Here is a 25,066-nt window from a genome sequence, read left to right as displayed (position 1 = left end):
TGTGACATTTTCAAAACTACGAGAAAAAAGAATTGGAAACATCAATATGATGTTTCCAATTCAATAAAATTAGTTACGTTTTATTATTTTCCTTCTATAAACTTCAACTGATCCAATTGAATTAAACCTTCAATATCGCTACTAGGGATATATCCTGCTTCCTTACTGATATCAGCCATTTCCTGAATTACTTCGTCATTGACTGAAGTAGTTACTTTTAGGCGCTTAAATGCGACTTCAGCTTTGTTAATCTCTTTTCCCGTTAATTCTTTGATGTGTTTAATGACAAGATTTTGACTTTCTTCAGGATTTTGCTCAATAAACTCAACTGCTTTTACATGAGCTGTTAAGTAGGCTTTCACCAACTTGTCATTCTCCAAAAAATTCTTACTTGCGGCGACAACAGTATTTGGTGATTCTTTCCCCCATGCGAATGATTCCCAGTCCAATAAAAGCTTACCATTTGCCTGTGTTTCCAAAATATAGCCCCAGGGTTCTGGTATTGCAGCTGCATCTAGAGACTTTTGAATAAATAGTGTTGCTGTATCGGCTGGTGCTGCCGCAAACATTTCGACTGTTCCTCCATTTGCTGTCGGCTTCAGACCCACATCTTTTAGTGCTTTACGCAACATGATATCTTGAGTACCCCCAATTCCAGGTATCGCAACTCTCTTCCTATCCAAATCAGCAAGCTCATTAACGTTACTATCTTCACTAGCAATAAGGACTGCACCACCATTTACAGCGCCTGAAATTATATGATAGTTAGGGTCTCTTACGTAAAAGTTCAGTACAGGACCTGGTCCTACTGTTCCCACATCAATGGATTTAGTAGCCATCGCTTCCATGAACAGTCCGCCGTTACTGACGGTCTTTGTGTTGATTGTAATATCTTCCCCAAACGCTTCAGTGAAATAACCTTCCTCCAGCGCAACGATTGTAGCCATGTGCGTTAAGTTCGGGAAATATCCAATGTTCACGACTTTACTGCCTGGTGCTCCTTGTTCTGCTTTAGCGCATGCAGCACAAATACTCAATATAACTAAGGAAATAAGCGCAAGTACGAAAAATTTACGTTTCATCCTTTTCTCTCCCCATCTGTTTCTATAAATAACCTCTTAACTTATTCCCCATTTATTCTGCACACTGCTCTCCAGTCGAAAAAAACTAGATTATCTACGTTTGTATCGATGCCGCCAATAATGATCATTACCTATTACATGTGTTGATTAACCTAAGCTAACCAGTAAATGATTGCTTACTTTTGTGATAAAACACTAGATACCCTATGTACAGGTGCTTTCGGATCAGTTTGGACTAAACGACTACTGCACCATTAACGAACGCAGTAGGATTATAAACATCATTATGATGTTTATAATCCTACTAAATCAGTAACGCTTTACATTTTATTATTTTGCTTCTATTGACTTCAACTGTTTCAATTGAATTAAACCGTCAATATCATTACTAGTAACATACCCTGCCTCTTTACTAATATCAGCCATCTCCTGAATAACTTCTTCATTGACAGACGTGGTTACTTTCAGGCGCTTAAATGCGGCTGCGAGCTCAGTTTTATCAATCTCTTTTCCTGTTAATTCTTTGATGTGCTTTATAACTAGATCCTGACTTTCTTCAGGATTTTGCTCAATAAACTCTACTGCTTTTACATGTGCTGTTAAATAGGCCTTCACTAATGTTTCATTTCCCAAAAATTTCTTACTTGCTGCAACCACGGTATTTGTCGATTCTTTCCCCCAAGCGAATGATTCCCAATCTAACAACAATTGACCGTTCGCCTGCGTTTCCAAAATGTAGCCCCATGGTTCCTGGGTTGCTGCAGCATCCACAGACTTTTGAATAAAGAGCGTTGCTGTATCAGCTGGTGCTGCAGCAAACATTTCGACTGTGCCACCATTTGACGTCGGCTTCAGACCCACATCTTTTAGTGCTTTACGTAACATTACATCTTGGGTACTTCCTATTACAGGAATCGCAACTTTCTTCCCGTCTAAATCAGCAAGTTCTTTAATATTACTATGTTCACTCGCGACGAGGACGGCTCCCCCGTTTACAGCGCCTGAAATAATATGATAGTTGGGATCTTTTACGTAGAAGTTCAGTAATGGACCGGGTCCTACTGTTCCTACATCAATGGATTTAGTCACCATCGCCTCCATAAACAAGCCGCCGTTACTGACGGTTTTTGTGTTGATTTTAATATCTTCTCCAAACGCTTCAGTGAAATAATCTTTCTCTAGCGCCACAATTGTAGCGATATGCGTTAAATTAGGGAAATAACCAATGTTCACTTCTTTACTGTCTTGTGCTCCTTTTTCTGTCTTTCCACAGCCAGATACAATTGCCAATACAGCTAAAGAAATAAGCCCAAGTAAGAACAAATTACGTTTCATTTCGTTCTCTCCCCTTTTTTTCTATTATCTATTCTTCAACGCCCAGACAGTTGGTCTGCACGATGCGGGTCATGCAGTGGGGAGGGATTGAACTTCCCCCTCCTTGTTGCGCCATGAATATCACGTATTTAGACTACCATCTTTCAAAGTCATTCCTGATTATGCCTGTCACGTCTTAGCATGCTGTTTCCGCTTTTCCCTTAACTAATTCCCCATTTTTTCTGCACACTGCGCTCCAGTCGTAAAAAGACAAGATTATCCATGATTGTACCGATAACACCAATGATGATCATTACCGAGATTACCAAATCCATTTGTCCGAGTGACCTTCCCATTTCCAAGAGATATCCAAGCCCTCCCCCACCACCAAGAAGTTCCCCTGCCATTAACGCGCGCCAGGAAAATGCCCAGGCGATTCGTAATCCAGATATGAGCTGCGGGACAGATGCTGGCATAATAACTGTTCGCAAAAAGTGAAAACCGCTAGAACCTAATGTTTTAGCTACTTGTTGATAAAGCCTTGGCACATTTTTAAAACCACTTGTCGCATTGATTGTCATTGTCCAAGTCGCTCCGATTGTTACAATAAAAAGAATAGAGAAATCGTTCAAACCGAACCAAATGATTGCAAGTGGGAACCAAACAATACTCGGAATCGATTGCAATGCCGTGACAAGAAATCCAAGTGTGTCTTCCACTAACTCAGAACGCCATATGAGGTAACCTAAAAAAAGACCAAGGATTGTCGCAATTGTAAATCCTATTAATAGACGACTCATGCTAGTAAGGATTGCAGTCATTATTTGACCACTCAAAATACCTGTGTAAAGTGTATGCAATACTTGGCTGAGACTCGGAAACATGAAATCGGGTAAGCTTGATAATCTAGATGTGACTTCCCATATCGCCGCTAGAATCCCGATGAAGAGGGTTCGTCTTAAAAATGTAGTCATCCCCCATTTCCTCCTTTAACACTTTCTCAATTTCACCTTGCAGTGATGCCAATATCTGTTTTTCCAAATGAAAGGTTACATCATTTGGCATAACGCCGTCTTTCATTGTTTTTGAAGAATAAATCTCTTTTATTCTTCCAGGACGTGTTTCAAATACAACAATCTTTTCGGATAAAAGGACAGCTTCCCGAATGTTATGCGTAACGAAAAAGATTGTCACCTTCGTTTTTTGCCAAATTTCCAGAAGTTCATTATGTAACACCATTCTGGTCTGCTCATCCAATGCCGCAAATGGCTCATCCATTAGTAAAATTGCGGGCTCCATAACAAGTGCGCGTGCGATAGCAACACGTTGTTTCATACCTCCGGACAGCTGATGTGGATAGGCGTCGATAAAATTACTTAGATGGACCATTTTCAACATTTCTCTCGCTTTGTCCTCTGCCTCTTTTTTTGGCAGACCCTTTAAACGTAAGCCATACGTGACATTATCAAGAACCGTTAACCATGGAAATAATCCATCCTGTTGGAATACAACGACACGATCTGGTCCGGGATCCGTCACTACTTTTCCAGCAATCCGAATTTCCCCTTGATCAGCCTTTTCAAGACCAGCAATCAGATAGAGCAATGTCGACTTCCCGCAACCGGAAGGACCAACAATTGAAACAAACTGTCCTTTTTCCACGTCTAACGAGATATTATCCAGCACTTTGACATGACCATTTTCTTTGTGCGGAAAACTTTTCACAATGCCGTCTATTGTTAAATACATTCAAATACCCCTTCCCTAAAATTCCCTACAAGTAAATCTATATAGGTTGAAATAAAGAATTCCTTTTAAGGCCACTTCGTTCAGTTTATATAGGTTTTCATATGTTCAACTAATTTAGTAGCAATATTTATTATTCACGCACTCCGTAAATTGAAGATTTGGTTTTAAAATCCGAACAGATCGCTCGATAAATAGCGTTCACCGGAATCTGGTGCAATACAGACGACCGTATCATTTGGAGTCAATCGTCTTGCAACAGTCAAAGCCGCGTATACGGCGGCGCCTCCCGAAGGGCCAATAAGAATCCCTTCATTCGCAGCTAAAGACCGTACTGTCTCGTAAGCTTCATCGTCTTGTATCATAAATATTTCATCATAGACGTTCGTATTCAAAACGGAAGGAATAAAACCTGGACTTGTTCCAACAAGCTTATGCTTACCAGGCTCTCCGCCCGATAAGACAGGTGATCCGGCGGGCTCAACAACATGAACCGTTATTCTAGCATCAAGTTCTTTAAGTGCTTCTCCGGTACCTGTCACTGTCCCTCCCGTTCCTGATGTACAAACAAAAGCATTAAGCTTTCTTCCAACGGACTTCATCGCTTCACTAATTTCAACAGCCGTTGTTGTCCGATGAATATCCGGATTTGCAGAGTTTTCAAATTGCATGGGGATAAAACTGTTTTCAATTTGTGCAGCTAATTCATTTGCTTTGGCGATTGCACCTGGCATTCTTTCCTCACTTGGAGTTAGAACGACCTCCGCACCATATGCTTTCATTAAATTAATGCGTTCAATCGTTGCATTATCCGGCATGACGAAAATCGCTCCATAACCTCTTGCCGCGGCATTCATTGCCAATCCTATTCCTGTATTGCCTGATGTCGGTTCAATAATCGTTGCCGCCGCAACCAATTCCCCACTTTTTTCTGCTTCGACAATCATATTGTATGCAGCTCGGTCTTTTACGCTCCCGCTTGGATTAAAATATTCAAGTTTCACATAGACAGCTGCTCCTTCTGAATCTGGCAGTCTATTCAATCTCACAAGCGGAGTATTTCCAATCAATTCAGCTATATTGTTTACGACGCGCATATCTGTCATCCTCCCAGTTACATTTAGGACATGTTTTGATATCCACTTATTAATTCTAGAAAGGCATTTTGCATGTTGTTAGATTGCCTGTACGTGTCATTCGTGATTGCTTTAAGTAATTTCGTTTTTATTGTTTGATCAAAGATAGAATGCTTAACTTTTTCTCTCGACAGCGTTAGAAATTCAAGATAATCGCCATAAGTATCGTCGTAAATTACGGCAAGTTCATCACGAATGCTTTTGGAAAGTGTCGGACTTCCGCCGCCCGTTGCAACACTTATCGTTAGGTCACCCCTTGTCAGCTTTGCAGGGACATGAAAGGTGCTTAACTCCGGATTATCAACGATATTGACCAGTTGATGCTTGCCAGCAGACGATGCAACGAATGTGTTCACGATTTCACTATTTGTGGCTGCAATAACAATCAATGCGGAATCAAGATCAACCGGTTCAAACAATTTATTTTTCCAGGAAATCTTGTTCTCAATAAAGAGTTGTTCTATTTTCGAATGAATCACCGGACTAATCACAGTTATATAAGCACCTGCCTGTAGCAAGCCGGTAATTTTTCTGTAGGCAATCAGACCACCACCAACTACTACTACAGCTTTGCCTTCGATGTTCAACATAATCGGGTAGGATTTCATTGTTTTATCCACCTGCCGCTGTAAAGTTATTCTGGAAAAGACCGTAAAATCAGCGGTCCTACTTAGCTTTTTTATATTATTAAAAAGTATAAGTTTTTCACTTGGAGCATTGTCTAGACTCCAGCGCCTAGACCCTCGAGTCGCTTCAGTCCTTAAGTTAAAGGCAAAGTACGCCTTTATCTTTAGGCCCTCCAGCGCTTTTCGGGTCTACCTAGGCGCTTGCGCTTTTCTTATTGTCTAGACTCCAGCGCCTAGACCCTCGAGTCGCTTCAGTCCTTAAGTTAAAGGCAAAGTACGCCTTTATCTTTAGGCCCTCTAGCGCTTTTCGGGTCTACCTAGGCGCTTGCGCTTTTCTTATTGTCTAGACTCCAGCGCCTAGACCCTCGAGTCGCTTCAGTCCTTAAGTTAAAGGCAAAGTACGCCTTTATCTTTTGGCCCTCTAGCGCTTTTCGGGTCTACCTAGGCGCTTGCGCTTTTCTTATTAATCGTGAAAGTCCAATCCAGATTGGACTGCTTTCACATGTCCTGCACGGATAACAAAATCTCCAAAATGCTCGCCTTCTTGTCTTTCCTTCGCGTATTGGAAAAATAGTGGTCTAAGTAGTGCTAGAATCTCTTCTTCTCCAATGTTTTCCCGGTATAATTTGTTTAGTCGATCTCCAACAAAGCCAGCCCCTAGATACATATTATATTTTCCAGGAGATTTACCGATAAAGGCTATTTCCCCTAAAGAAGGACGAGAACAACCGTTTGGACACCCTGAAATTCGTATGATAATCTCTTTTTCACGCAATCCCGCTTCATCCAAAATCAGTTCCATCTTATCCAACAGCGAAGGCAGATAACGTTCAGCTTCAGCCATCGCTAGTCCGCAAGTTGGAAAAGCAACACAAGCCATTGAACTTCGACGTAATGCAGAATGATGCTGTCCATCAGTCAATCCATGCTGTTCAATCAGTTCGACGATTTTTTTCTTATTTTGACTCGAAACATTGCTGATAATCAGGTTTTGGTTTGGGCTAAGGCGGAAATCTCCTGTGTGAATCTTGGCAATTTCGCGCAAGCCAGTCATCAGTGGATAATCATCCAAGTCTTGGATTCGACCATTTTGGATAAAGAGCGTGAAATGCCAAGTGCCATCGCTTCCTTCTATCCAACCATAACGATCTCCATTATGTTCAAAATGATAATCACGCGCGGTTTCTAGTTCCCAGCCTAATCGCTCATTGAGTTCTTTTACGACCCAATCAAGTCCACGTGTATCAATAGTGTATTTAAAACGTGCATACTTTCGAACAGAACGATTCCCGTAATCACGTTGAATCGTAATGATTTTTTCGGCTACTTCGATAATCTGATCTGTTGTACAAAATCCAATCACCCGTGCTAACTGAGGATAGGTGTCTGTATCTCCATGTGTCATCCCCATGCCGCCTCCGACTGCAATGTTGAATCCTACTAATTTACCTTCTTCTAAAATGGCAATTAGACCAAGATCCTGCGAAAAGACGTCAACATCATTATTAGGAGGAACTGCTACACCAATTTTAAATTTCCGTGGTAAATAGAGCGCACCATATAATGGTTCGATTTCTTCCTCTGTTTCTTGACTGTCGATTACTTTTTCACCATCAAGCCAAATTTCATGGTACGCATTGGTCCGTGGCGAAAGATAATCACTTAGTTTCTGAGCCCAACCATAGACCTCGGCATGAATATCCGATTGATAAGGGTTTGGGTTACACATGACATTCCGGTTCACATCACCACAAGCCGCTAGTGTATCCATCAATGCCGCATTAATTTCCTGAATATTTTCCTTCATATTCCACTTTAAAATCCCATGCATTTGAAATGCTTGTCGGGTAGTCAATTTCAACGTTCCATTACCAAATTTATTGGCAACACCGTCCATTGCTAGCCATTGCGCCGAGGTTGCAACGCCGCCCGGAGCGCGAACACGGACCATGAACTGGTATGCCGGCTCTAATTTTTGACGTTGTCGCTCATTGCGTAAATCCCGATCATCTTGCAGATAACTCCCATGGTGTTTCATCAATCGATTATCGTCGTCAGGTATCCCCGAACTAATCGGATATTCAAGCGTCTCCACAAGCGTTCCTCGTAAATAGTTACTCTCACTCTTAATCCGCTCAACATCACTAGGTGGACCGGGTTGTGGCGGAAGAATTATTTTTTTAGTCATGTAACTAGCTCCTCTCTCACTTGTTTCAATAGACATCACGTTGATAACGTTTCTGCTGTTGCATGTCAGCTAAATAATCAGATGCTTCCTTGGTACTCATGGCACCTTCTTTTTCAATGATTTTTTCCAAAGTAGTATGGACGTCAGCAGCCATATGCTTTTCATCACCGCAGACGTAGAGTACAGCACCCTCTTCTAGCCACTTAAAAATAGCTTGGCTGTTCTCAATCATTCTGTGTTGGACATAGACTTTATCTTTCGTATCACGGGAAAATGCAACATCCATTCTCGTCAATACACCCTCTTTGAGCCATTGTTGCCATTCAACCTGATACAGAAAGTCTGTTACGAAGTGTTGATCACCAAAGAACAACCATGTTTTCCCTTCGGCGCCAATCTCCTCGCGTTCTTCCAAGAATGATCTGAACGGAGCTATTCCAGTACCAGGTCCAATCATAATCAAAGGCTTGTTAGGATCTTCTGGTAATTTAAAGTTCGAGTTACGCTGAACATATACCGGTAAATGATCTCCTGGTTGCGCACGTACAGCACATTCATCTGAACAGACACCAACCCGATCGCGACCATGTGCCTCATAACGAACAGTTCCAATCGTGAGATGTACTTCATCTGGATTTGCTTTTGAACTACTGGCAATTGAATATAAGCGCGCGGGTATTTTACGTAATATTGCGACAAAATTACTTAGAGAGACTTCCCATGGTGCAAAATCCCGTACTAGATCCAATAGATCACGACCATAGAGATAATCCCTGCATTCTTGCTCCCTTGCTGATTCCAAGAGTTCCTTTAATTCATTGTTAGCGGTAAATTGCACTGCTTTTTGTAGTAATGGTTTCGTCAATACAGTGATTTCAAAACTAGAAATCAATGCCTCGCGCAAGGGCTTAAGCTCCCCCTGGTTATTGACCTTCACTGCTTCGCTAGCATTCCAGCCCATCTCTGCAATCAAGCTATCCACTAATCCAGTATCATTTTTCGGATAAATGCCCAAACTATCTCCCGGTTCAAACTCGAGGTTCGATCCTTCAAGTGATAACTCAAGATGACGCGTTTCCTTGTTTGAACCACGGCCATTTAAATTCAAATTCTCTAGGATTTCAGCTTTAAATGGATTTGTTCTAGAATACTCCAGCTGTTCCGTAACACCCTTGTTGACTGGTTGTTGGACCGTTGTAGAACTGCTTCCTCGTTGCTCATTTAATGCGGCTAAAACATTCGTAAACCATTCCGCGGCAGATTCATCATAATCCAAGTCGCAATCGACGCGTGGACTAAGCTGTTTTGCACCTAACTCCAGTAATCGTTCATCAAATTGTTTACCTGTCTGACAGAAAAACTCATAAGAACTATCTCCCAAAGACAGGATCGAATAGTGCAGATTATCCAATTGTGGCGCTCTTTTACCATGAAGAAATTCATAGAATGGCAATGCATTATCTGGTGGATCACCTTCACCATGTGTACTTACAATAAGTAGTAAGTTCTCAATCTTCTTAAGCGAATTCGGTTTGAATTCATTCATAGAAGCAAGCGTTACTTGGAACTCGTCTGCTTTTAAATTCTTCGTCAGTTTTTCAGCTAAAGCCTGCCCGTTACCAGTCTGAGATCCATAGAGAATTGTCACTTCTTTTGAGATGACTTCTATTTGTTTTGACGGAGCTTCCAGAACTGCTACGCTGCCAGAAGCGTTTGATTGCGTAGCTAATTGACTCGCACTCAGATAGCCGCCCAACCAGATTTGTTGTGTCTCTGTCAGTATCGGTAAAAGTTGATTTAGGAGTTCTACCTGCTCCTGATTAAAAGGACTGTTTATCACTTGAAGCGCCAAAATTTCCCACCCCGCAAAATTAGTATTTTACATATATATGCTGAACACGCGAATACTTATATAAACTAAGCTGAGGTCTCCTCAAGCGTCATATCGAATTCAAAAGAATTCTTTATTTCAACATACACAGCTATAAAAAGAGCATTATTTTAATCTGATTTTCTCGTTTCTCTCTATTTGAACCACAACATTGTCTTGAATAACCAATGTGATAGAGCCATAATTCATCGTGCTCAGCATCTTTTTAACATTTTCAATAGTAAGTTCAAGATTTTGTTCCCGTTTCTCCATAGTCCCTTTCATCCTCTCAGACAAAATATCTTCATTTAAATAAGCTGACTGATTTGCTCTTTTTCAAGTAACTCATTCACCCGTTCTACAAGTACATCCTGGACATATTTGTGATAACCAAGATTTTCACAAAGAATAAGCTGCTGGTCATTAGGAGACTGTGTCACAATCTTTTTCTCAATGCCATTCATTAAAATACCTGTAAATAATAAGTACGGAATAATGAAAACTTGCTTTTGAGGTGCTTCCTGTAGTTGCAGTAATGCTTCATCGAAATGAGGATCTGCTCCGTAAAGAAAACAAACAGTTACTTTATTAAAGGCGTACTTGTCAGCAAGAAGCTGTGCAATTTCGTTTAAATCATGCTTAACTGCGGGATCACTACTCCCCCTGCCTACGATTAACACTTGAGTATCTTCTGCAATCGCTACTTTTTGTTCAACAACTCGGTCATATAAACTATCAACAATCTTCGGATGAATGCCAAATGCTTTTCCGTATGTAAATTCGATATCGGGATACATGATTTTTCCCACTTCGATTTCAAATGGAATATCTTCATTTGCATGCGCTGCGGTTAATAAAAGTATAGGTACAATGGCAATTTTAGTAGCTCCGCGTTCCACGCATTTCGTAATCCCTTCATCCACGCTTGGTGCCGCTAGTTCTAAAAAACAAATCTCTTGAATCGGAACATCGATCATTGCTTGACTGCTCTTAATAAACTGAATGGCTTCTTCGACACCTGCTTTAATTCGGCTACCGTGGCCCACATATAAAACTGCCTGCATGCTAATCCCTCCTCGTATCAAGTACGCCTCGGCGTAATAAGGTAACCTTTCTTTATTATTAAGCGGGGATTTTCACCCCTGCTGAATGAAGTTAAACTGCTAGTATGCAGATACTTCTTTAATACTATTTTGGTTCAACTCTGTTTGTTCAAACCATTGAATCTTCTCACGCAATTTCACAACTTCGCCGACAATGATCATACTTGGGTTTTTAATTTCAGATTCTCTCGCAATCTCTACAATGGTCGACAGTGTACCTGTAATCGTATACTGCGCTTCTGTCGTCCCCCAATGAACAAGTGCAACTGGCGTGTTTTCAGGTCGGCCATGCTTAGTCAGTTGCTCACAAATATAAGGTAAGTTTCCGACACCCATATAAATCGCTAATGTATCAATACCAACTGCAAGACTTTCCCAATGAATGGAATCGCTTTTTCCAGCACGCATATGGCCAGTTACAATCGCAAAACTAGAACTTAAATCACGATGCGTGACTGGGATTCCCGCATAAGCAGGAGCCGCAATTCCAGCAGTAATTCCTGGAACCACCTCAAAAGGGATTCCGTTGTCTGCAAGAACTTCCGCCTCTTCAGCACCTCTGCCAAAAACGAATGGATCTCCACCTTTTAAGCGTGTGACGATTTTTCCCTGCTTCGCATATTTCACTAAAAAGTGGTTAATCGTCTCCTGAATCATTGCATGGTAATTTGGGAGTTTTCCGCAATAAATTAAGTCCGCTCCCGGTTTTGCATAGGAGAGCAACTCTTTATTAATTAAACGATCATACAAGATGACATCCGCTTGTTGAATACATTTCATCCCTTTAACGGTGATTAAATCAACATCTCCAGGTCCAGCTCCAACTATAAATACTTTTCCCATTCTCATCTCTCCTCTCACCGCTCAGTTCTACAATAAAATCATCGTTATGAATGAATCTCTTCTTTTTGCATTCCTGCAATTAATACTTCGATCACTTCCGGTCGGCTAAATGTCGATGGCAGTTGTTCTCCCTTACGAAGCATTTCTCTCACTTTTGTTCCCGACAAGATCACATGGTGACTGGCATCATGCGGACAAGTTTTTGGTGTTGCCATGTTACCGCATTTATTGCAGTAAAAGCTATGCTCGAAAAATAATAACGTGATCCCAAGTTCTCCAAGCGTAAAGTTGCTAAAGATTTTCTGAGCATCATACGTACCGTAATAATTACCAACACCCGCATGATCACGACCGACGATAAAGTGTGTGCAACCAAAATTCTTTCGAACCATCGCATGAAAAACAGCTTCTCTTGGTCCGGCATAGCGCATTGCTGCTGTAAACACACCTAAAAACACGTGCTCTTTCGCATAATATTTTTCTAGTAAGACTTCATAGCTTTCCAGGCGCACATCTGCTGGAATATCATCTGATTTCGTTTCACCTACAAGGGGATTCAAAAATAATCCATCTACAATTTCCAATGCAGTCTTTTGAATATATTCATGTGCCCTATGAACTGGGTTTCTCGTTTGGAAACCGACGACTGTTTCCCAGCCTAGCTCTTGGAATTTCCCTCTTGTTTCAATCGGGTCATATAGGTACTCCGAAAACTCATTCAGCGGCCTTCGCTGAATCAGTGTGATGGTTCCACCCAGGTAGACATTAGGGCGCTCAAACAACTTCTTGACGCCTGGGTGCTCACGGTCTGTCGTTTGATAGACTAGTTTAGCTTCTTTTTCCTTATCTGGTGTGAAAATATCCGATACTTCGAGAACACCATAGACAACTCCATCTCTCACCAATTTCACAAATTTCCCAACAGCGATACCTTGTGCGTTCACCTCTGTCGTTGGCAATGTAATCGGAATTGTCCAAGGTACTCCAGTAGATAATCTCATTGTTGTAACAACAGAATTGTAGTCTACTTCTGTAAGAAATCCACTTAAAGGGCTATAAGCACCCGTACCAATCAAATCCAAGTCACTACTAGCAATTTCGTCTAATTCAACTGTTTCAGTTATTCCTTCGTATTGAAAACCAGGATTCCAGCGATTAATTAATGTACCACCATGCGGTTGACTCAAACTCATTTAAATTCCCCCATTTTCGTTAGCATTATGCAAGCCACACTCTGTCTTCGCCTGATTTGCCCAGCGCCCTGACCTCGACCCCGTCGTTGTATCCCCTTTGAATGTGCAGTGTGAACAACCGATACTGGGATAGCCTTGGTCATGGAGTGGATTATAAGGCAAATTATGTTTTTTTACATAATCCCAAATATCAATCCACGTCCAATGAATCAGCGGGCAAATTTTAACCGATTGAAAGGTTTCATCTTTGTTCACAAAGTTTGTTTGACTTCTTGATGGTGATTGTTCACGCCTAAGTCCTGATAACCAAGCGGTCGTACCGCTCATTGCTTCACGGAGTGGAATTACTTTCCTCATATGACAACAACGATCCGGCTGTCTTTCCCATAGTCGATCGCCATACTTGTCAGCTTGTTCCTCAACCGTTAAGCCGGGAGTCTTCATTTCAATTACAAGCTTTGGATAACGTTTCTTTACTTCATCGATTAAGGTATGCGTTTCTTGAAAATGAAATCCGGTTTCGAGAAAGACCACTTTAGCAGTTGGTTTTATTTGCGAGATTAAATCTATCATTACTATACCTTCAACCCCAAAACTACACGCATATACAAGTTCATCGTCGTATTCTCCGTAAGCCCATCGCAAGACGTTTAACGCACCTTTTGACTCGTCATCGATTGGAAAAACTTCACTAGTCTCAGCCCAAGATTTGTACGTCAACTTCGCCATACTAATCCCCCCTCTAAACTCAATAACTCTATTACATTATCTTTTTTTAAAAAAGGCGACTTTAATCTACTATTGATTAAAGTCGCCTCTAATTTTTTAGTCAGCGAATTGTTCGTATGTTCACGATTGTCCATTAGCTTCTTGATTTCCAGTCGGCATGTGATTAGCGTTTATACTAACTTTATTAATCCTATGTGTCAAGTAGGTTTAAATACATTCTATTCCTAAAACCCCAATATGTTACGCATTTAGTAATTTTTTTAGATATAGTTATTTTCTTTTAAATAAGAAACGATGGCTTTGACAGACTCTACAATATTTAATTGATTGGTATCAATGATTATTTCCGGGTTAACAGGTTCTTCATAAGGAGCATCAATTCCTGTAAAACCTTTAATTTCACCCAATCTTGCTTTCTTATAAAGCCCCTTCGGATCCCGTTCTTCACAAGTTTCTAAACTTGCCTTAACGTATATTTCGATAAACTCATCGGATTTGACAATTTCTCGCACCTGATCTCGATCTTCCTGATAAGGCGATATGAATGCTGTCAATGTGAATAAGCCAGCGTCGACCATTAGTTTTGAAACTTCACCGATTCTGCGAATATTTTCCGTCCGATCATTTGGACTAAACCCTAGATTCTTATTTAAACCGTGCCGGACATTATCTCCATCCAGTCGATAAGTATGAATGCCTTTCGCGTGTAACTCTGTTTCTAGCGCTACTGAAACTGTTGATTTCCCTGACCCTGATAGCCCAGTGAACCAAAGAATAGCACTCTTATGGCCCTTTAGTTCTTGACGATTTTCTTTTGTTACCTCTGATTCATGCCAAACGATATTTGTAGACTCTGTCATTGTTTGCCCCCCTAAATCATTTGTTTCAGTTTAATTTTTATATACAAAAAAGACACCTTTTTCCGATTCAAATAATCGATTAGAAAGTTGCCTTTAGTTGTCTAATTAGCATGTATGAAATTGTTAAAATGATAAATGACTTACAACCTTTACAGTAAAGAAATAAAAAAACCACTTCTAAATAGAGCAAGAAGAGGTTAATAGAATCGAACACATATTACTCCTCTTATCTGCTAAACTTTCGTTTACTGGAATTGGCACAGTACTAAACAGTCTGTTGCCGAGGTTTCATCGGGCCAGTCCCTCAACCTCTCTAGATAAGATATAAACTATTAAGTTGAGACCAATACTACATTATCGAAAATTCAAAGTCAATGACTTATCAGAATTTATTTTCAATCATATCAGTTTAGTTGGAATTAAAGGCGATCTTCTTGCAGATATAATAGGCACTTTAAACTACTTTTCAGTGCGCTAGGAAACATGTTAGTTAACTCTCACTTAACCTTTCGTTGTTCTCATCGGTTTTCTCTATTTCCTTTTCATAATTATTTTTCCAATTAACAAGAAAGATTCCTGCAAATATTAGTAATCCACCAAAAAGGATAGACCAGGTTAGTCTTTCATGGAGTAAAAACCATCCTGTGAGTACACCGAAGAATGGCGCTAAAAAAAGGAATGCACTAGTTCGTTCTTGATTACCTCTTTGGAGAAGATAAAACCAAATAGAAAACTGAATAATTGAGGCTGCAATGGTAAGCCATAACAAAATCAGGATAGATTGAGTAGTCATTTTAAAGAAAGTCTCTTCCAGTAGTAAGCTTCCCAGAAAGAGAATTAATCCACCAAAAAGCATTTGATAGGCTGTCATTACATACGTATCAAATTTGAAACCATGTATTTTTATCAATAGCGTAGCAATCGCCCATGAAACAGCCGACAAAAGCCCTAATATGGTACCGACTTTAAAGTCAAGATGTGAACCTAACGTGAGAAAAACCCCGATAAAACCTAACAGTACACCTATCCATTGCTGAATATGGTAACGCGATTTTAAAAAAAGCGTCCCAAAAACGACAACGAGTAAAGGATTCATAAACGTTAGGATAGACGTCTCTCCAGAAGTGATTGTACGCAGTGCCATAAATATACAGCCCATCACAAAAGCTGTTTGGAAAAGTCCAATTAGAACAAGCCACACCCAGTCGATTGCTTTTACTGGATGTGGCTTGTTTAAGATTTTAACGATAGTTGCCATAATAATCCCTGCAAGCGTAAAACGCAGAGCGACTAATAGGAGTGGAGACGAATAGGCTAACCCTAACTTCCCTATTGTAAAAGAAGAACCCATTAGTCCAGTCGTCAAAATCACTAACAAGCAAAAACTGATTCGATTCATCCGGTCCCCACCTCATTATTACTATAAAACGTTTAAAAGAAAATGCTGATCAATTGATTTCACTTTAAGTTTTCAAAGAATACACGGATAACGTCGGCTCCGCCTAAGAAGGTCCCCAACGTTCCTCCCAAGTTAGTCAAAACAATTACCAGCAAGACCCGTGTCACCTTATTTGCCCAAAAACCTTTAATCGTAAAAACATCTGCAGAAAGCGTTTCAAAGTCACCAACACTTGGGCGGCGAAAAAATGCTTGAACAATTCCTGAAACCCAACCGGCCGCTATCAGTGGATGCAAGGTAGTAATAGGGGCTGAAACAAAGGCCGCTAAAATGGCCAGCGGGTGTCCAAGAGCCACCGCAGCACCAATAGCTGACAGGCTACCTGTCCATAAGACCCAGCTTAACGCTTGATCGAAACCGGCAGATGGATTTGCGATAAAGGTGTAGGCGATAATTGATAATAGAAGAATCGGAATTGCCCATCCGATAATTTTTGGGATTTTTGATTTTGGTGGTGTTTGCGCTAATGCGACTAAATCATGGTCATTATAGATTTCTTTTGTAATCCCTGGAACATGTGCTGCACCAATGACTGCAACGACCTTTTTACCTGGTGCATCTTTGATTTTCTGTGCTAAATACTGGTCTCTCTCATCGATTAAGGGCGTCTTTAACCTTGGAAATGATTCCGTAAAGTCAGTTAGAACGGCATTTAGCGTGTCCTTTGATTTCATTTTCTCCAATTCTTCTTCAGAAATCGTCTCTTTGCTGAAGATACTATAAAAAACCGACATCAGAAGCTGACTTTTCCCCTTAAGTCCAATATTCCCCCAAATTCGGGAAAAAGTAATTTGGATATTACGGTCAGCCAGCACCAAATTTGCACCGACTTCTTTTGCTGATTCAATCCCCTGAATCATTTCCTGTCCAGGTTTAATATCAAATTGCTTTGCCAAACGATTTTGAAAGGAGGATATTGCCAGATTCATTAAGAGCAATGTAGCTTTCTTCTCTTTAATCACCTTGAAAATATCCGTTTCTTTCCACTTATTACTATCCATTATAGATTGAAACCTTTGTTCATCCAATTCAATGCATACTGAATCGGGTCTTTCCTTGTCGATTACCTCTTTTACTTGTTCTGCACTTTGCTTGGAAACATGGGCAGTTCCAATAAGTATTAGTTCTCTACCGTCTAATTCTATTCTCGTAATGTTAGTCTCTTGCATTGACAAACTTCCTTTATGAACTTATTTCTTCTGAGCAACCTTAAGCCAAGGTTTACTAAAAAGACGGTCTAGTTATTATAATGAATCAGTTTGAATGAAATTTCAATTATCTTTCATTATTAATATAATGAAAGTCACCCTCATGGATAATGACTATTAAATATGATACGTAAAGTCCTCGGGCAATACCCTTTTTAAAAATTTCTGTGTTCGTTCTTCCTTTGGATTTACAAAGATTTCATGGGGTGCTCCTTCCTCTACTACGACTCCCCCATCCATAAATATTACTTTGTTAGCTACATCCTTCGCAAAACCCATTTCATGTGTGACAACTAACATAGTTGTTCCTTCTTTCGCGATATTCTTCATAACTGTCAAAACTTCCCCGACTAATTCTGGATCCAATGCAGAAGTTGGTTCGTCAAATAAAATAATGTCTGGATCCAAAGCAACTGCTCTTGCAATGCCTACCCTTTGCTGCTGCCCTCCCGATAATTCACTGGGATATGCATTGTATTTATCCGATAGCCCCACTTTATCCAACGCTTTTTTCCCTATCTCAACCGCTTCTGCTGTCGGGATTTTTCTTCCGATAATAAGTCCTTCTGTAACGTTTTCTAAAGCTGTTTTATTATTGAACAAATTATTGTTTTGAAATACAAAAGCGATTTTCTGTCTAATCTGATGGATTTGTTTTTTGGATGCTGTTTTTAAATTCACGTCTATATCCCCAAAAATAGCACGGCCTTGATCCGCTTTTTCTAAAAAATTGATACATCTCAGTAATGTTGTCTTACCGGATCCACTTGGCCCCAGTATAACAACAACATCGCCTTTATCTATTGTTACGTCAACACCTTTTAAGATTTCAGTTTTACCGAATGACTTATGGATATCTCTAATTTCTAACATGCTTCGGATCCCTCCTTTTCATACTTAAACGACTGACGGTTTATATTTACTCAAACGTTTTTCATATAGTTTAAATGCGAATTCGACTGCACTGCATAACAGTAAATAGACAAGAAAGATATCGATATAGGCCTCAACATAATTGTAGCCTGCGTTCGCTGCCACTTTTGCTTTCAGCGTAATTTCTTGTAATGACATTGCATACCCGAGAGATGTCGCTTTGATTAAGTTGACTGTCGCTGTACAGATATTCGGCATTGCAACGACCAATGCCTGTGGGATAATAATTCTTCTGTATGCTTGCACATTCGTTAGCCCCACTGATTGGGCAGCTTCCAACTGCCCCTTGTTCACCGTGCTTAGTGCAGAGCGAAAAACTTCAATCAGGACCGCTGTAGTGTTAAAAGTGAAGACAATGAATGCGTACCAAATTGGATTCACATCATACACATTCATCCCAATATTAAACTTTGTAAATAGTGAACTTAGCAATAAGGGGACACTACTATAGACGATGAAAATCTGAATGATAATTGGGGTTCCTCTGACAAAAGAAACGTATACTTGTGCAAAACGATGTAACACGGGAATTCGATTGATTCTTGTTAGTGCCAGTAAAAATCCTAACGGCAACGCAAAGAGCAAAGCTACAATTGTAATGAATAGCGCTATAGGAACACCTGATAATGCGATAAAAAATGTATCTACTAAAAACTTGTAATTTAATCCTTCAGACACTTTCTCACCCCCTTATGCAGTTTTCAATCCTTGTTTCCCCTTACTAAATACTTTCTCTAATTTTAAGAAGAACTGTTCAATTGCTATTGAAAGTATCCAGTAAATAATTGCTAATGCAAGAAATATTTCTAATGCATGTGCGTTATAGTTGCCCGCAATAATAAGATTTGCTTTTCCGACAACATCTATCAACCCGATTGTATAAGCTAACGATCCTTCTTGAAGTACTGCCAGCAAGCTGTTTCCAAAGTTCGGTAATGCGACTACAAAAGCTTGGGGAAATACGATTCGTCTATAAGCCTGTGAATTGCTTAGCCCAACACTTACTGCAGCCTCAAATTGTCCCTTGTCAATTGATTGAAAAGCTGAGCGCATGACCTCGGACATAGCCGCCGCAAATTGAAGTGTAAAAGTGATTATGACAAATACAGCTGTGTGTATATTGTTCAAATTCAGACCGACACGATCACCGATTGCAGGAAGTCCATAATATACTAAAAAAAGGAGTACGATAGAGGGTATACACCTTAATATCGTTGTATAACCATTAGCTACCTTCCTTGCAAATTTACTTTTCCCTATTTTCGCCGCCGTTAAGATAAAGCCCAGGAACGTACCGAACAGGACGGAAAGACCTGCAACCATAAATGTCATTTTTAAAAAAGGAATTAATAGTGGGATGGACTCCCATATATATGATGCGTCAAAATACTTCTCCATGTATCCACCCCGCTTTCATTTTCAAATTGTAACCATTTGATTGACAAAGGCTGTTGAGCATATCGCACACCCAACAGCCTTTATATCTTTAGCGTTATCTCTCTACAGCATCCAACACTTCAAACAAATCTCTGCCGTAAAACGATGTGCTTAATTCACTTGTCTTCTTTTCTTCTTTCAATTGTTTAACTGCTTGATCATAGGCATCCGCAAATTCCTGTTCTTTCTTATTGAATAAAGGCCATGTTTTTATGACTGCAAATTCATTGTAAACAACCTCGTCTGCCAGATTATGATACGGGCCATCTTCAGCAGTCACTTGCTTTTCAAAAGGACCCTCAATGATAACACCACCATCTACGCGACCTTCATTCACCCACTGAACAACGTCAACTGTGAAAGCATCTCCAGCTTTCAACTGCACTTTATTACCCGGATTTTCTTTGTTATATTCATCAATTACAGTGTATTGAGCATTATTAGCTGCAATAGGTGCCAACGAAAAGCCGGCAGAAGCGAAGTCTGATAGGGATTTGATATGTTCATTCTCTTTCTTAAGCACAAGACCCGCACTGCTTAAGCCGATAAATTCTTTCGGGAAGATAAATTTTTCTGTTCTTTCCTGTGTCCAAAATGCATTTTTAACCCCTACCTGGTATTTCCCTTGTTCGACACCCACAAGTAGGTCATCGCTTGTCGTTCCAACGTACTCAAATTCGTATTGTGGAAGTAATTCATCAACTAGTTTCATCACTTCAACATCATATCCAGTTGCATTTCCTTTTTCATCCAACCAGGACATTGGTTTTGAAGCTTGATCATAGGCGATTTTTACTTTTTGTATGTCTGAATCATTACCATCGGCCGCTTTACTTGAGTTACATCCAGCTAAAATAGTAGTTAATGCTAAACCAATTGTCGCAAGTTGAAACACGCTTCTTCTTCTCATCATGAAATCCCCTTTTTCGCTTCAATCCAATATGCTTACATTTGGATAGCGTTTTTTATTGTATCTTGTTCAATTGCAGTCAGTGCCAATTTCTTAATTGTCATATCGTCCATAGGAGGATTGTGCAAACCTGCCCTGACATCCCGATAATAGCGCTGTAATGGATTCGTCCGTTGAAGACTTTTTGCACCTACAATTCTCATTGCTTTATCGACAATCGTAATGGCTGAATTCGTAATGGTGTGCTTGACAACAGCGACCTCATTTGTCAGATAGCCTCTTCGTGATTCATCATCATAGGCCTCCGCCACACTATAAATCAGATGCCTTGCCTGGGTTAATTCCAAATCAATTTCTCCTAGTAATTGTTGAACATTTGGCAATTGACTAATTGGTCCATTCAGGCTGTTAGGTGAATAATTATTTGCAAAATGCACAGCATAATCACGTGCTGCCTGTGCAATTCCTAGATAACATGCTGGGATGTGAAGAAGCCAACCACTAAACGGAGCGGCACTTGGCTTGTCAGGAAGTTCAACAAGTTTTGACTCTTCGACTTTGACATTATCGAGAACGAGATCGTGACTTCCAGTTCCTCTCATTGAAATGACGTCCCATGTATGATCAATTGTTAGTCCTTCTAAATCTTTGTGAAGCAGGAAGAATCCTACTTGTTGTTGTTCTTCAATCCACGCAGATGTTAGAAAATATGTTAATACTGGAGAAGCCGTTGTAAATGTTTTACGTCCCGATAATACCCATGAACCATCTTGTTTTACCGCATTTGTACCAGGACGTCCTCCCCGAGTTGGACTCCCTGTTTGTGCTTCACTCACAGAGCGGTTCACTAAAGCTCCATTCAGAACTTCCTTGGCAAAGAATTCAAGATTTTTATCATTCCATAACCCTTTTCCGAAAAGTTCTCCGACAACTCCGAGATTCCATCCGATGGAAAGTGCTGTATTTCCATCAAAACTCGCTAATGTTTCTTGAAGGAGTACCATATCGTACACCTTTAACCCTTCTCCGCCGTATGCTGTTGGAATTGTACTACTCGTATAACCCATTTGGATTAACTCTTGAATGTTTTCCGTAGGGAAGATGGCTAACTCATCAGTTTGTGCTGACGTATTTTTGAAATTCATTTCTTTCTTATACAACTTCTCTAACCAAGTCTTTTGACGTTCTGTTTTGACAAATATGCTATTCACCATTTCTCCCCCTAATGTCTTCTAATGAAGCTAAGCTATCTTTTAATTAGTAGTTTATATTATACTAATCATTCCGATAGGTTTCATCGGAATTTAACTAATAGTAAGCTACGAATAATTACTCTGTCAAGATAATTCGCTTTTTTATGAATTTACGATAAAAAATACCCCTTTCTAAATCGAAAGAGGTATTAGATATTATATGGTTAAAAGATTACTTAACTAACAGCCTCATACACGATGCCAATTTAATCAGAAATACAGACATCTGTAATTAAATTATAGCCATTTTCATTGATTATAATATGATATTCTTTATTGCGCACTAACGGGCAGTAAGACCCCCCACTATGATTGATGATTAACTTCATTGCGCTCCTATTATTTCAGATTAAATGAAAGGCGAAAAGGTGTTTTCAACATATATGCATCAAGCGTTAATTTGTAATTTTTATAGACATAAAAACTACTTACAAGACTTTATGCCATAGAAGGAGGCGCTGCAATTATTCTACTTTTGACAAAAATCGTCTTGTCCTTTCCTCTTTTGGAGTTTGAAATATTTCTGCTGACGTTCCTTGCTCAACAATTAATCCTTCATCCATAAATACGATCCTATCGGCGACATCTTTCGCAAAGTTCATTTCATGTGTCACAATTATCATAGTCATTCCCTCTTGAGCCAAATCTTTAATAACTTGCAAAACTTCACGAACAAGTTCTGGGTCGAGAGCAGAAGTAGGTTCATCAAAGAGCATAACCAACGGATTCAATGCAAGCGACCTGGCGATTGCTACCCTTTGCTGTTGGCCACCCGACAGTTGGGCTGGATAATGATCACAACGGTCCCCAAGTCCAACTTTAATAAGCAATGCTTCCGCTAATTTCCTCGCCTCGACCGGTTTAGTTCCATGAATAATAATAGGTCCTTCCATTACATTTTCAATGGCGGTTTTATGAGGGAATAGATTGAACGACTGAAACACAAATCCTGTTTTTTTCCTTAATTCTCTTATTACTTTTTTTCGTTTGCGTTCTATTTTTCCACCTGCAAGCACTGTAAACTCACCAATTTCAATGATTCCATCGGATGGTTCCTCCAAGAAAGTTAAACAACGTAAAAAAGTTGATTTCCCAGATCCACTTGGCCCCATTATTACGACCACTTCACTCTTATTTATAGTTAGGTCGATTCCCTGCAAAACTTCATTCAATCCAAAGCTCTTTTTCAAATTGGTAATTTGAATAATACTCATGGTTTTCTCCTCACATTAGTATTTTCAAATATTTTATTTAACGAACTAAATAGTTGGATGTTTTAATCTCTAGTTTGTTTAATAGCGTTGTAAAGAAAGTTATGAGAACCCAATAAATTGCAGCGGCAATTAAATAAATCGTGAGGGGTTCAAATGTTTTTGCGATTATCAAGCTCGACATTTGTAATAATTCCGTTACAGTGATGACAGAGACAAGTGAAGTATCTTTAATAAGCACGATAAATGTGTTTGACAATGTGGGAATAGCAATTCGTAGACTCTGTGGTAGTATTATTCTCCTTAAGGCTTGAGAATAGGTCATTCCCATTGACATTGACGCTTCCATTTGCCCATTGTCCACAGCAAGTATTGATGCGCGAAAAGATTCAGACAGATAAGCACCTGCATTTAAACTTAAGGCTAAGATCCCCGATGATATCGGGTCTAAAGCAATTCCTACTTGCGGTAAACCATAATAGATAACAAAAATTTGCACAAGAAGTGGCGTTCCACGGATTATTGAAATGTAGGTACTAGCGATCCCATTTAAGATTTTAACTTTTACTATCCTTACGATTGCTGTGAAAAAACCAATAATGAGTGCAATTACTATTGATATAGCTGCCAAAAAAATGGTCATCAACGTAGCTTTAAGTAGAGATGGTAATGAATCAATAATGATTGTGGCGTCCATACATCCTCCCCCTGTCAGACAAGCTACTCAGTAAAACCATTGATTATACTATGGTTTCCTCTTTACGTTCAATTTCAATTCCTAAACTGGCCAACTCTTCAATAAATGGTTGAAACCGATCTTTGATGATTATGCTTTCTATTGGAACAACACCTGTCTCTGTTATTTTTTTCATAGCAATCCATTTGGCTGCCAATGAAGCAGGAATAGCAGTAGTTTTTGCCATTGAAGTGATATTCCGGCCATGATCATAGTAGTCAATCATTTCCCAAGTATACTTTGTGGACTTTCCACCTTTAACCCCGCTTACCTCAACCCTTACTACAGTAATATCTTCATTCGAATCTCCAACCATTTTTGTTGCTAGTATTTTTTCTGCTAATGCACGAGGCGTAGTTGTAATTCCATCAATTGTAATGGGATCGATATCTAAAAAACCTAATTCGCCTAAAACACTCATTTTCCCCCAATGTCCTGGATAGCGAACCGTTTTTTCATATAAATTTTTCACTTTATCTTTTAATATGAACGCTGTGCTATGTGCATCTGTAATAACAGCTTCACAGACACCTACCGGATCTGGAAAAATAATCTTCTCTAGCCCTGAAAGAGGAGGCAACTTTACAAGTTTTCCATCTTTAACGGCCATTGCAGGTTTTGTATAAAGACCTAATACGCTTTCAAGACGGAAAACTACTTGATACCATAGTGGTGGAACAGGATATCTTGGAATGCCACCGCAAGTCATGATTGCCTCTTCTGCTTCATCTAACATCTCAATTCCTTGCGCAGCTAAAAAGTTTGTTATTCCGGGAGCAACACCACAGCCAGGGATGATGATTACACCTGCTTCTTGTGCTTCGTTATCCAATGCTATTTTTTCATTAAAGTTTGATCCGACAAGGTCCACTAGATGGCATTTTGCTTTTATTGCAGCTTTTACGGCTAATAAGCTCAAAGAGTGTGGTAGACATGCCACAGCTACGTCTACATCTTTTAGCACTTTTGCAATATCATCCTCAGTTTCTAACGTGGCCACTTTCCCTATCACTTTGGGATTATTGGCGATTTCTAAACACTTATCAATACTCCCTTGACTAACATCAACAGCTGTAATTGCATCAATACCAGTAAATTTAGCAATTTCACTAACTACTGTCGTACCTATCATTCCGGTTCCCAATATGGCAATATGCAAATTAATCTGCCCCCAATACTTGGTTTTTACATGTAATAAAACATAGAGCAATCAATATCTCCCCTTTGAT

At 39.8% G+C, this 25,066-nt stretch carries 24 protein-coding genes and 1 riboswitch; all 24 genes read right to left on the bottom strand.

Annotated elements, in window-relative coordinates; all coding sequences use genetic code 11:
* Positions 1-83 precede the first annotated feature (83 nt).
* A complete protein-coding gene (locus tag ACP8HG_RS05390; protein ID WP_438298305.1) occupies positions 84-1,082 on the bottom strand; it encodes an aliphatic sulfonate ABC transporter substrate-binding protein in 999 nt (332 codons plus the stop codon).
* A gap of 330 nt (positions 1,083-1,412) precedes the next feature.
* A complete protein-coding gene (locus tag ACP8HG_RS05385) occupies positions 1,413-2,417 on the bottom strand; it encodes an ABC transporter substrate-binding protein (RefSeq protein WP_338652444.1) in 1,005 nt (334 codons plus the stop codon).
* Between the two features lie 200 nt (positions 2,418-2,617).
* Positions 2,618-3,370: an ABC transporter permease gene (locus ACP8HG_RS05380; RefSeq protein ID WP_067208970.1), complete on the bottom strand. Its 753-nt coding sequence runs from the start codon at positions 3,368-3,370 to the stop codon at positions 2,618-2,620.
* Entirely contained in the window at positions 3,303-4,145 is an 843-nt protein-coding gene (locus tag ACP8HG_RS05375) for an ABC transporter ATP-binding protein (RefSeq protein WP_399632188.1), read from the bottom strand. Before ACP8HG_RS05375 ends, ACP8HG_RS05380 begins: the two co-directional genes overlap by 68 nt.
* A 164-nt stretch (positions 4,146-4,309) precedes the next feature.
* Positions 4,310-5,239: a cysteine synthase A gene (cysK, locus tag ACP8HG_RS05370; RefSeq protein WP_438298304.1), complete on the bottom strand. Its 930-nt coding sequence runs from the start codon at positions 5,237-5,239 to the stop codon at positions 4,310-4,312.
* 23 nt (positions 5,240-5,262) lie between these two features.
* Positions 5,263-5,886, bottom strand: a complete 624-nt coding sequence (locus ACP8HG_RS05365) for a precorrin-2 dehydrogenase/sirohydrochlorin ferrochelatase family protein (RefSeq protein ID WP_187047705.1) — start codon at positions 5,884-5,886, stop codon at positions 5,263-5,265.
* 481 nt (positions 5,887-6,367) lie between these two features.
* Positions 6,368-8,092 (bottom strand): assimilatory sulfite reductase (NADPH) hemoprotein subunit, encoded by a 1,725-nt coding sequence (cysI, locus tag ACP8HG_RS05360; protein ID WP_438298303.1) that lies wholly within the window; start codon positions 8,090-8,092, stop codon positions 6,368-6,370.
* Between the two features lie 25 nt (positions 8,093-8,117).
* Positions 8,118-9,944 carry an assimilatory sulfite reductase (NADPH) flavoprotein subunit gene (locus ACP8HG_RS05355; RefSeq protein WP_438298302.1) on the bottom strand — a complete coding sequence of 609 codons (1,827 nt, stop codon included), beginning with the start codon at positions 9,942-9,944 and terminating at the stop codon, positions 8,118-8,120.
* Between the two features lie 144 nt (positions 9,945-10,088).
* Positions 10,089-10,247, bottom strand: a complete 159-nt coding sequence (locus ACP8HG_RS05350) for a YezD family protein (protein WP_438298301.1) — start codon at positions 10,245-10,247, stop codon at positions 10,089-10,091.
* Between the two features lie 23 nt (positions 10,248-10,270).
* Positions 10,271-11,026, bottom strand: a complete 756-nt coding sequence (locus ACP8HG_RS05345; RefSeq protein WP_438298300.1) for a sirohydrochlorin chelatase — start codon at positions 11,024-11,026, stop codon at positions 10,271-10,273.
* Positions 11,027-11,125: 99 nt separating this feature from the next.
* Complete coding sequence (gene cobA, locus ACP8HG_RS05340; RefSeq protein WP_338652453.1) at positions 11,126-11,908, bottom strand: uroporphyrinogen-III C-methyltransferase; 783 nt, start codon at positions 11,906-11,908, stop codon at positions 11,126-11,128.
* Positions 11,909-11,952: 44 nt separating this feature from the next.
* Positions 11,953-13,101, bottom strand: a complete 1,149-nt coding sequence (gene sat, locus ACP8HG_RS05335; RefSeq protein ID WP_067208941.1) for a sulfate adenylyltransferase — start codon at positions 13,099-13,101, stop codon at positions 11,953-11,955.
* Positions 13,102-13,830 carry a phosphoadenylyl-sulfate reductase gene (locus ACP8HG_RS05330; RefSeq protein WP_067208939.1) on the bottom strand — a complete coding sequence of 243 codons (729 nt, stop codon included), beginning with the start codon at positions 13,828-13,830 and terminating at the stop codon, positions 13,102-13,104.
* Positions 13,831-14,090: 260 nt separating this feature from the next.
* Positions 14,091-14,690, bottom strand: a complete 600-nt coding sequence (gene cysC, locus ACP8HG_RS05325; protein WP_187047699.1) for an adenylyl-sulfate kinase — start codon at positions 14,688-14,690, stop codon at positions 14,091-14,093.
* A 223-nt stretch (positions 14,691-14,913) separates the two neighbouring features.
* Positions 14,914-15,014, bottom strand: a riboswitch (SAM riboswitch).
* A 166-nt stretch (positions 15,015-15,180) separates the two neighbouring features.
* On the bottom strand, positions 15,181-16,089 hold the full coding sequence (locus ACP8HG_RS05320) for a DMT family transporter (protein WP_338652457.1): 909 nt from the start codon (positions 16,087-16,089) through the stop codon (positions 15,181-15,183).
* Positions 16,090-16,148: 59 nt separating this feature from the next.
* Complete coding sequence (locus ACP8HG_RS05315; protein WP_067208930.1) at positions 16,149-17,318, bottom strand: TraB/GumN family protein; 1,170 nt, start codon at positions 17,316-17,318, stop codon at positions 16,149-16,151.
* 156 nt (positions 17,319-17,474) lie between these two features.
* The gene (locus ACP8HG_RS05310) at positions 17,475-18,230 is read right to left on the bottom strand and encodes an amino acid ABC transporter ATP-binding protein (protein WP_438298299.1); all 756 of its coding nucleotides are present in this window, start codon (positions 18,228-18,230) and stop codon (positions 17,475-17,477) included.
* Between the two features lie 24 nt (positions 18,231-18,254).
* Positions 18,255-18,968, bottom strand: a complete 714-nt coding sequence (locus ACP8HG_RS05305; RefSeq protein ID WP_438298298.1) for an amino acid ABC transporter permease — start codon at positions 18,966-18,968, stop codon at positions 18,255-18,257.
* A gap of 12 nt (positions 18,969-18,980) precedes the next feature.
* The gene (locus tag ACP8HG_RS05300; protein ID WP_438298297.1) at positions 18,981-19,688 is read right to left on the bottom strand and encodes an amino acid ABC transporter permease; all 708 of its coding nucleotides are present in this window, start codon (positions 19,686-19,688) and stop codon (positions 18,981-18,983) included.
* A 94-nt stretch (positions 19,689-19,782) separates the two neighbouring features.
* Positions 19,783-20,637, bottom strand: coding sequence for a transporter substrate-binding domain-containing protein (locus ACP8HG_RS05295; protein WP_438298296.1), 855 nt, complete (start codon positions 20,635-20,637; stop codon positions 19,783-19,785).
* 35 nt (positions 20,638-20,672) lie between these two features.
* A complete protein-coding gene (locus ACP8HG_RS05290; RefSeq protein WP_435531891.1) occupies positions 20,673-21,848 on the bottom strand; it encodes an acyl-CoA dehydrogenase family protein in 1,176 nt (391 codons plus the stop codon).
* A gap of 506 nt (positions 21,849-22,354) precedes the next feature.
* Positions 22,355-23,098 carry an amino acid ABC transporter ATP-binding protein gene (locus tag ACP8HG_RS05285; RefSeq protein ID WP_067213936.1) on the bottom strand — a complete coding sequence of 248 codons (744 nt, stop codon included), beginning with the start codon at positions 23,096-23,098 and terminating at the stop codon, positions 22,355-22,357.
* 43 nt (positions 23,099-23,141) lie between these two features.
* The gene (locus tag ACP8HG_RS05280; protein WP_067208918.1) at positions 23,142-23,798 is read right to left on the bottom strand and encodes an amino acid ABC transporter permease; all 657 of its coding nucleotides are present in this window, start codon (positions 23,796-23,798) and stop codon (positions 23,142-23,144) included.
* 43 nt (positions 23,799-23,841) lie between these two features.
* The gene (locus tag ACP8HG_RS05275; protein ID WP_067208915.1) at positions 23,842-24,996 is read right to left on the bottom strand and encodes a saccharopine dehydrogenase family protein; all 1,155 of its coding nucleotides are present in this window, start codon (positions 24,994-24,996) and stop codon (positions 23,842-23,844) included.
* Positions 24,997-25,066 lie beyond the last annotated feature (70 nt).

Origin of the sequence: Sporosarcina sp. FA15, from assembly GCF_051550195.1 — a bacterium.
In the GTDB taxonomy this organism is placed as follows: domain Bacteria; phylum Bacillota; class Bacilli; order Bacillales_A; family Planococcaceae; genus Sporosarcina; species Sporosarcina psychrophila.
The sequence above is the reverse complement of the archived record's forward strand: the minus strand, read 5'-3'. Positions and strand labels throughout refer to the sequence as shown.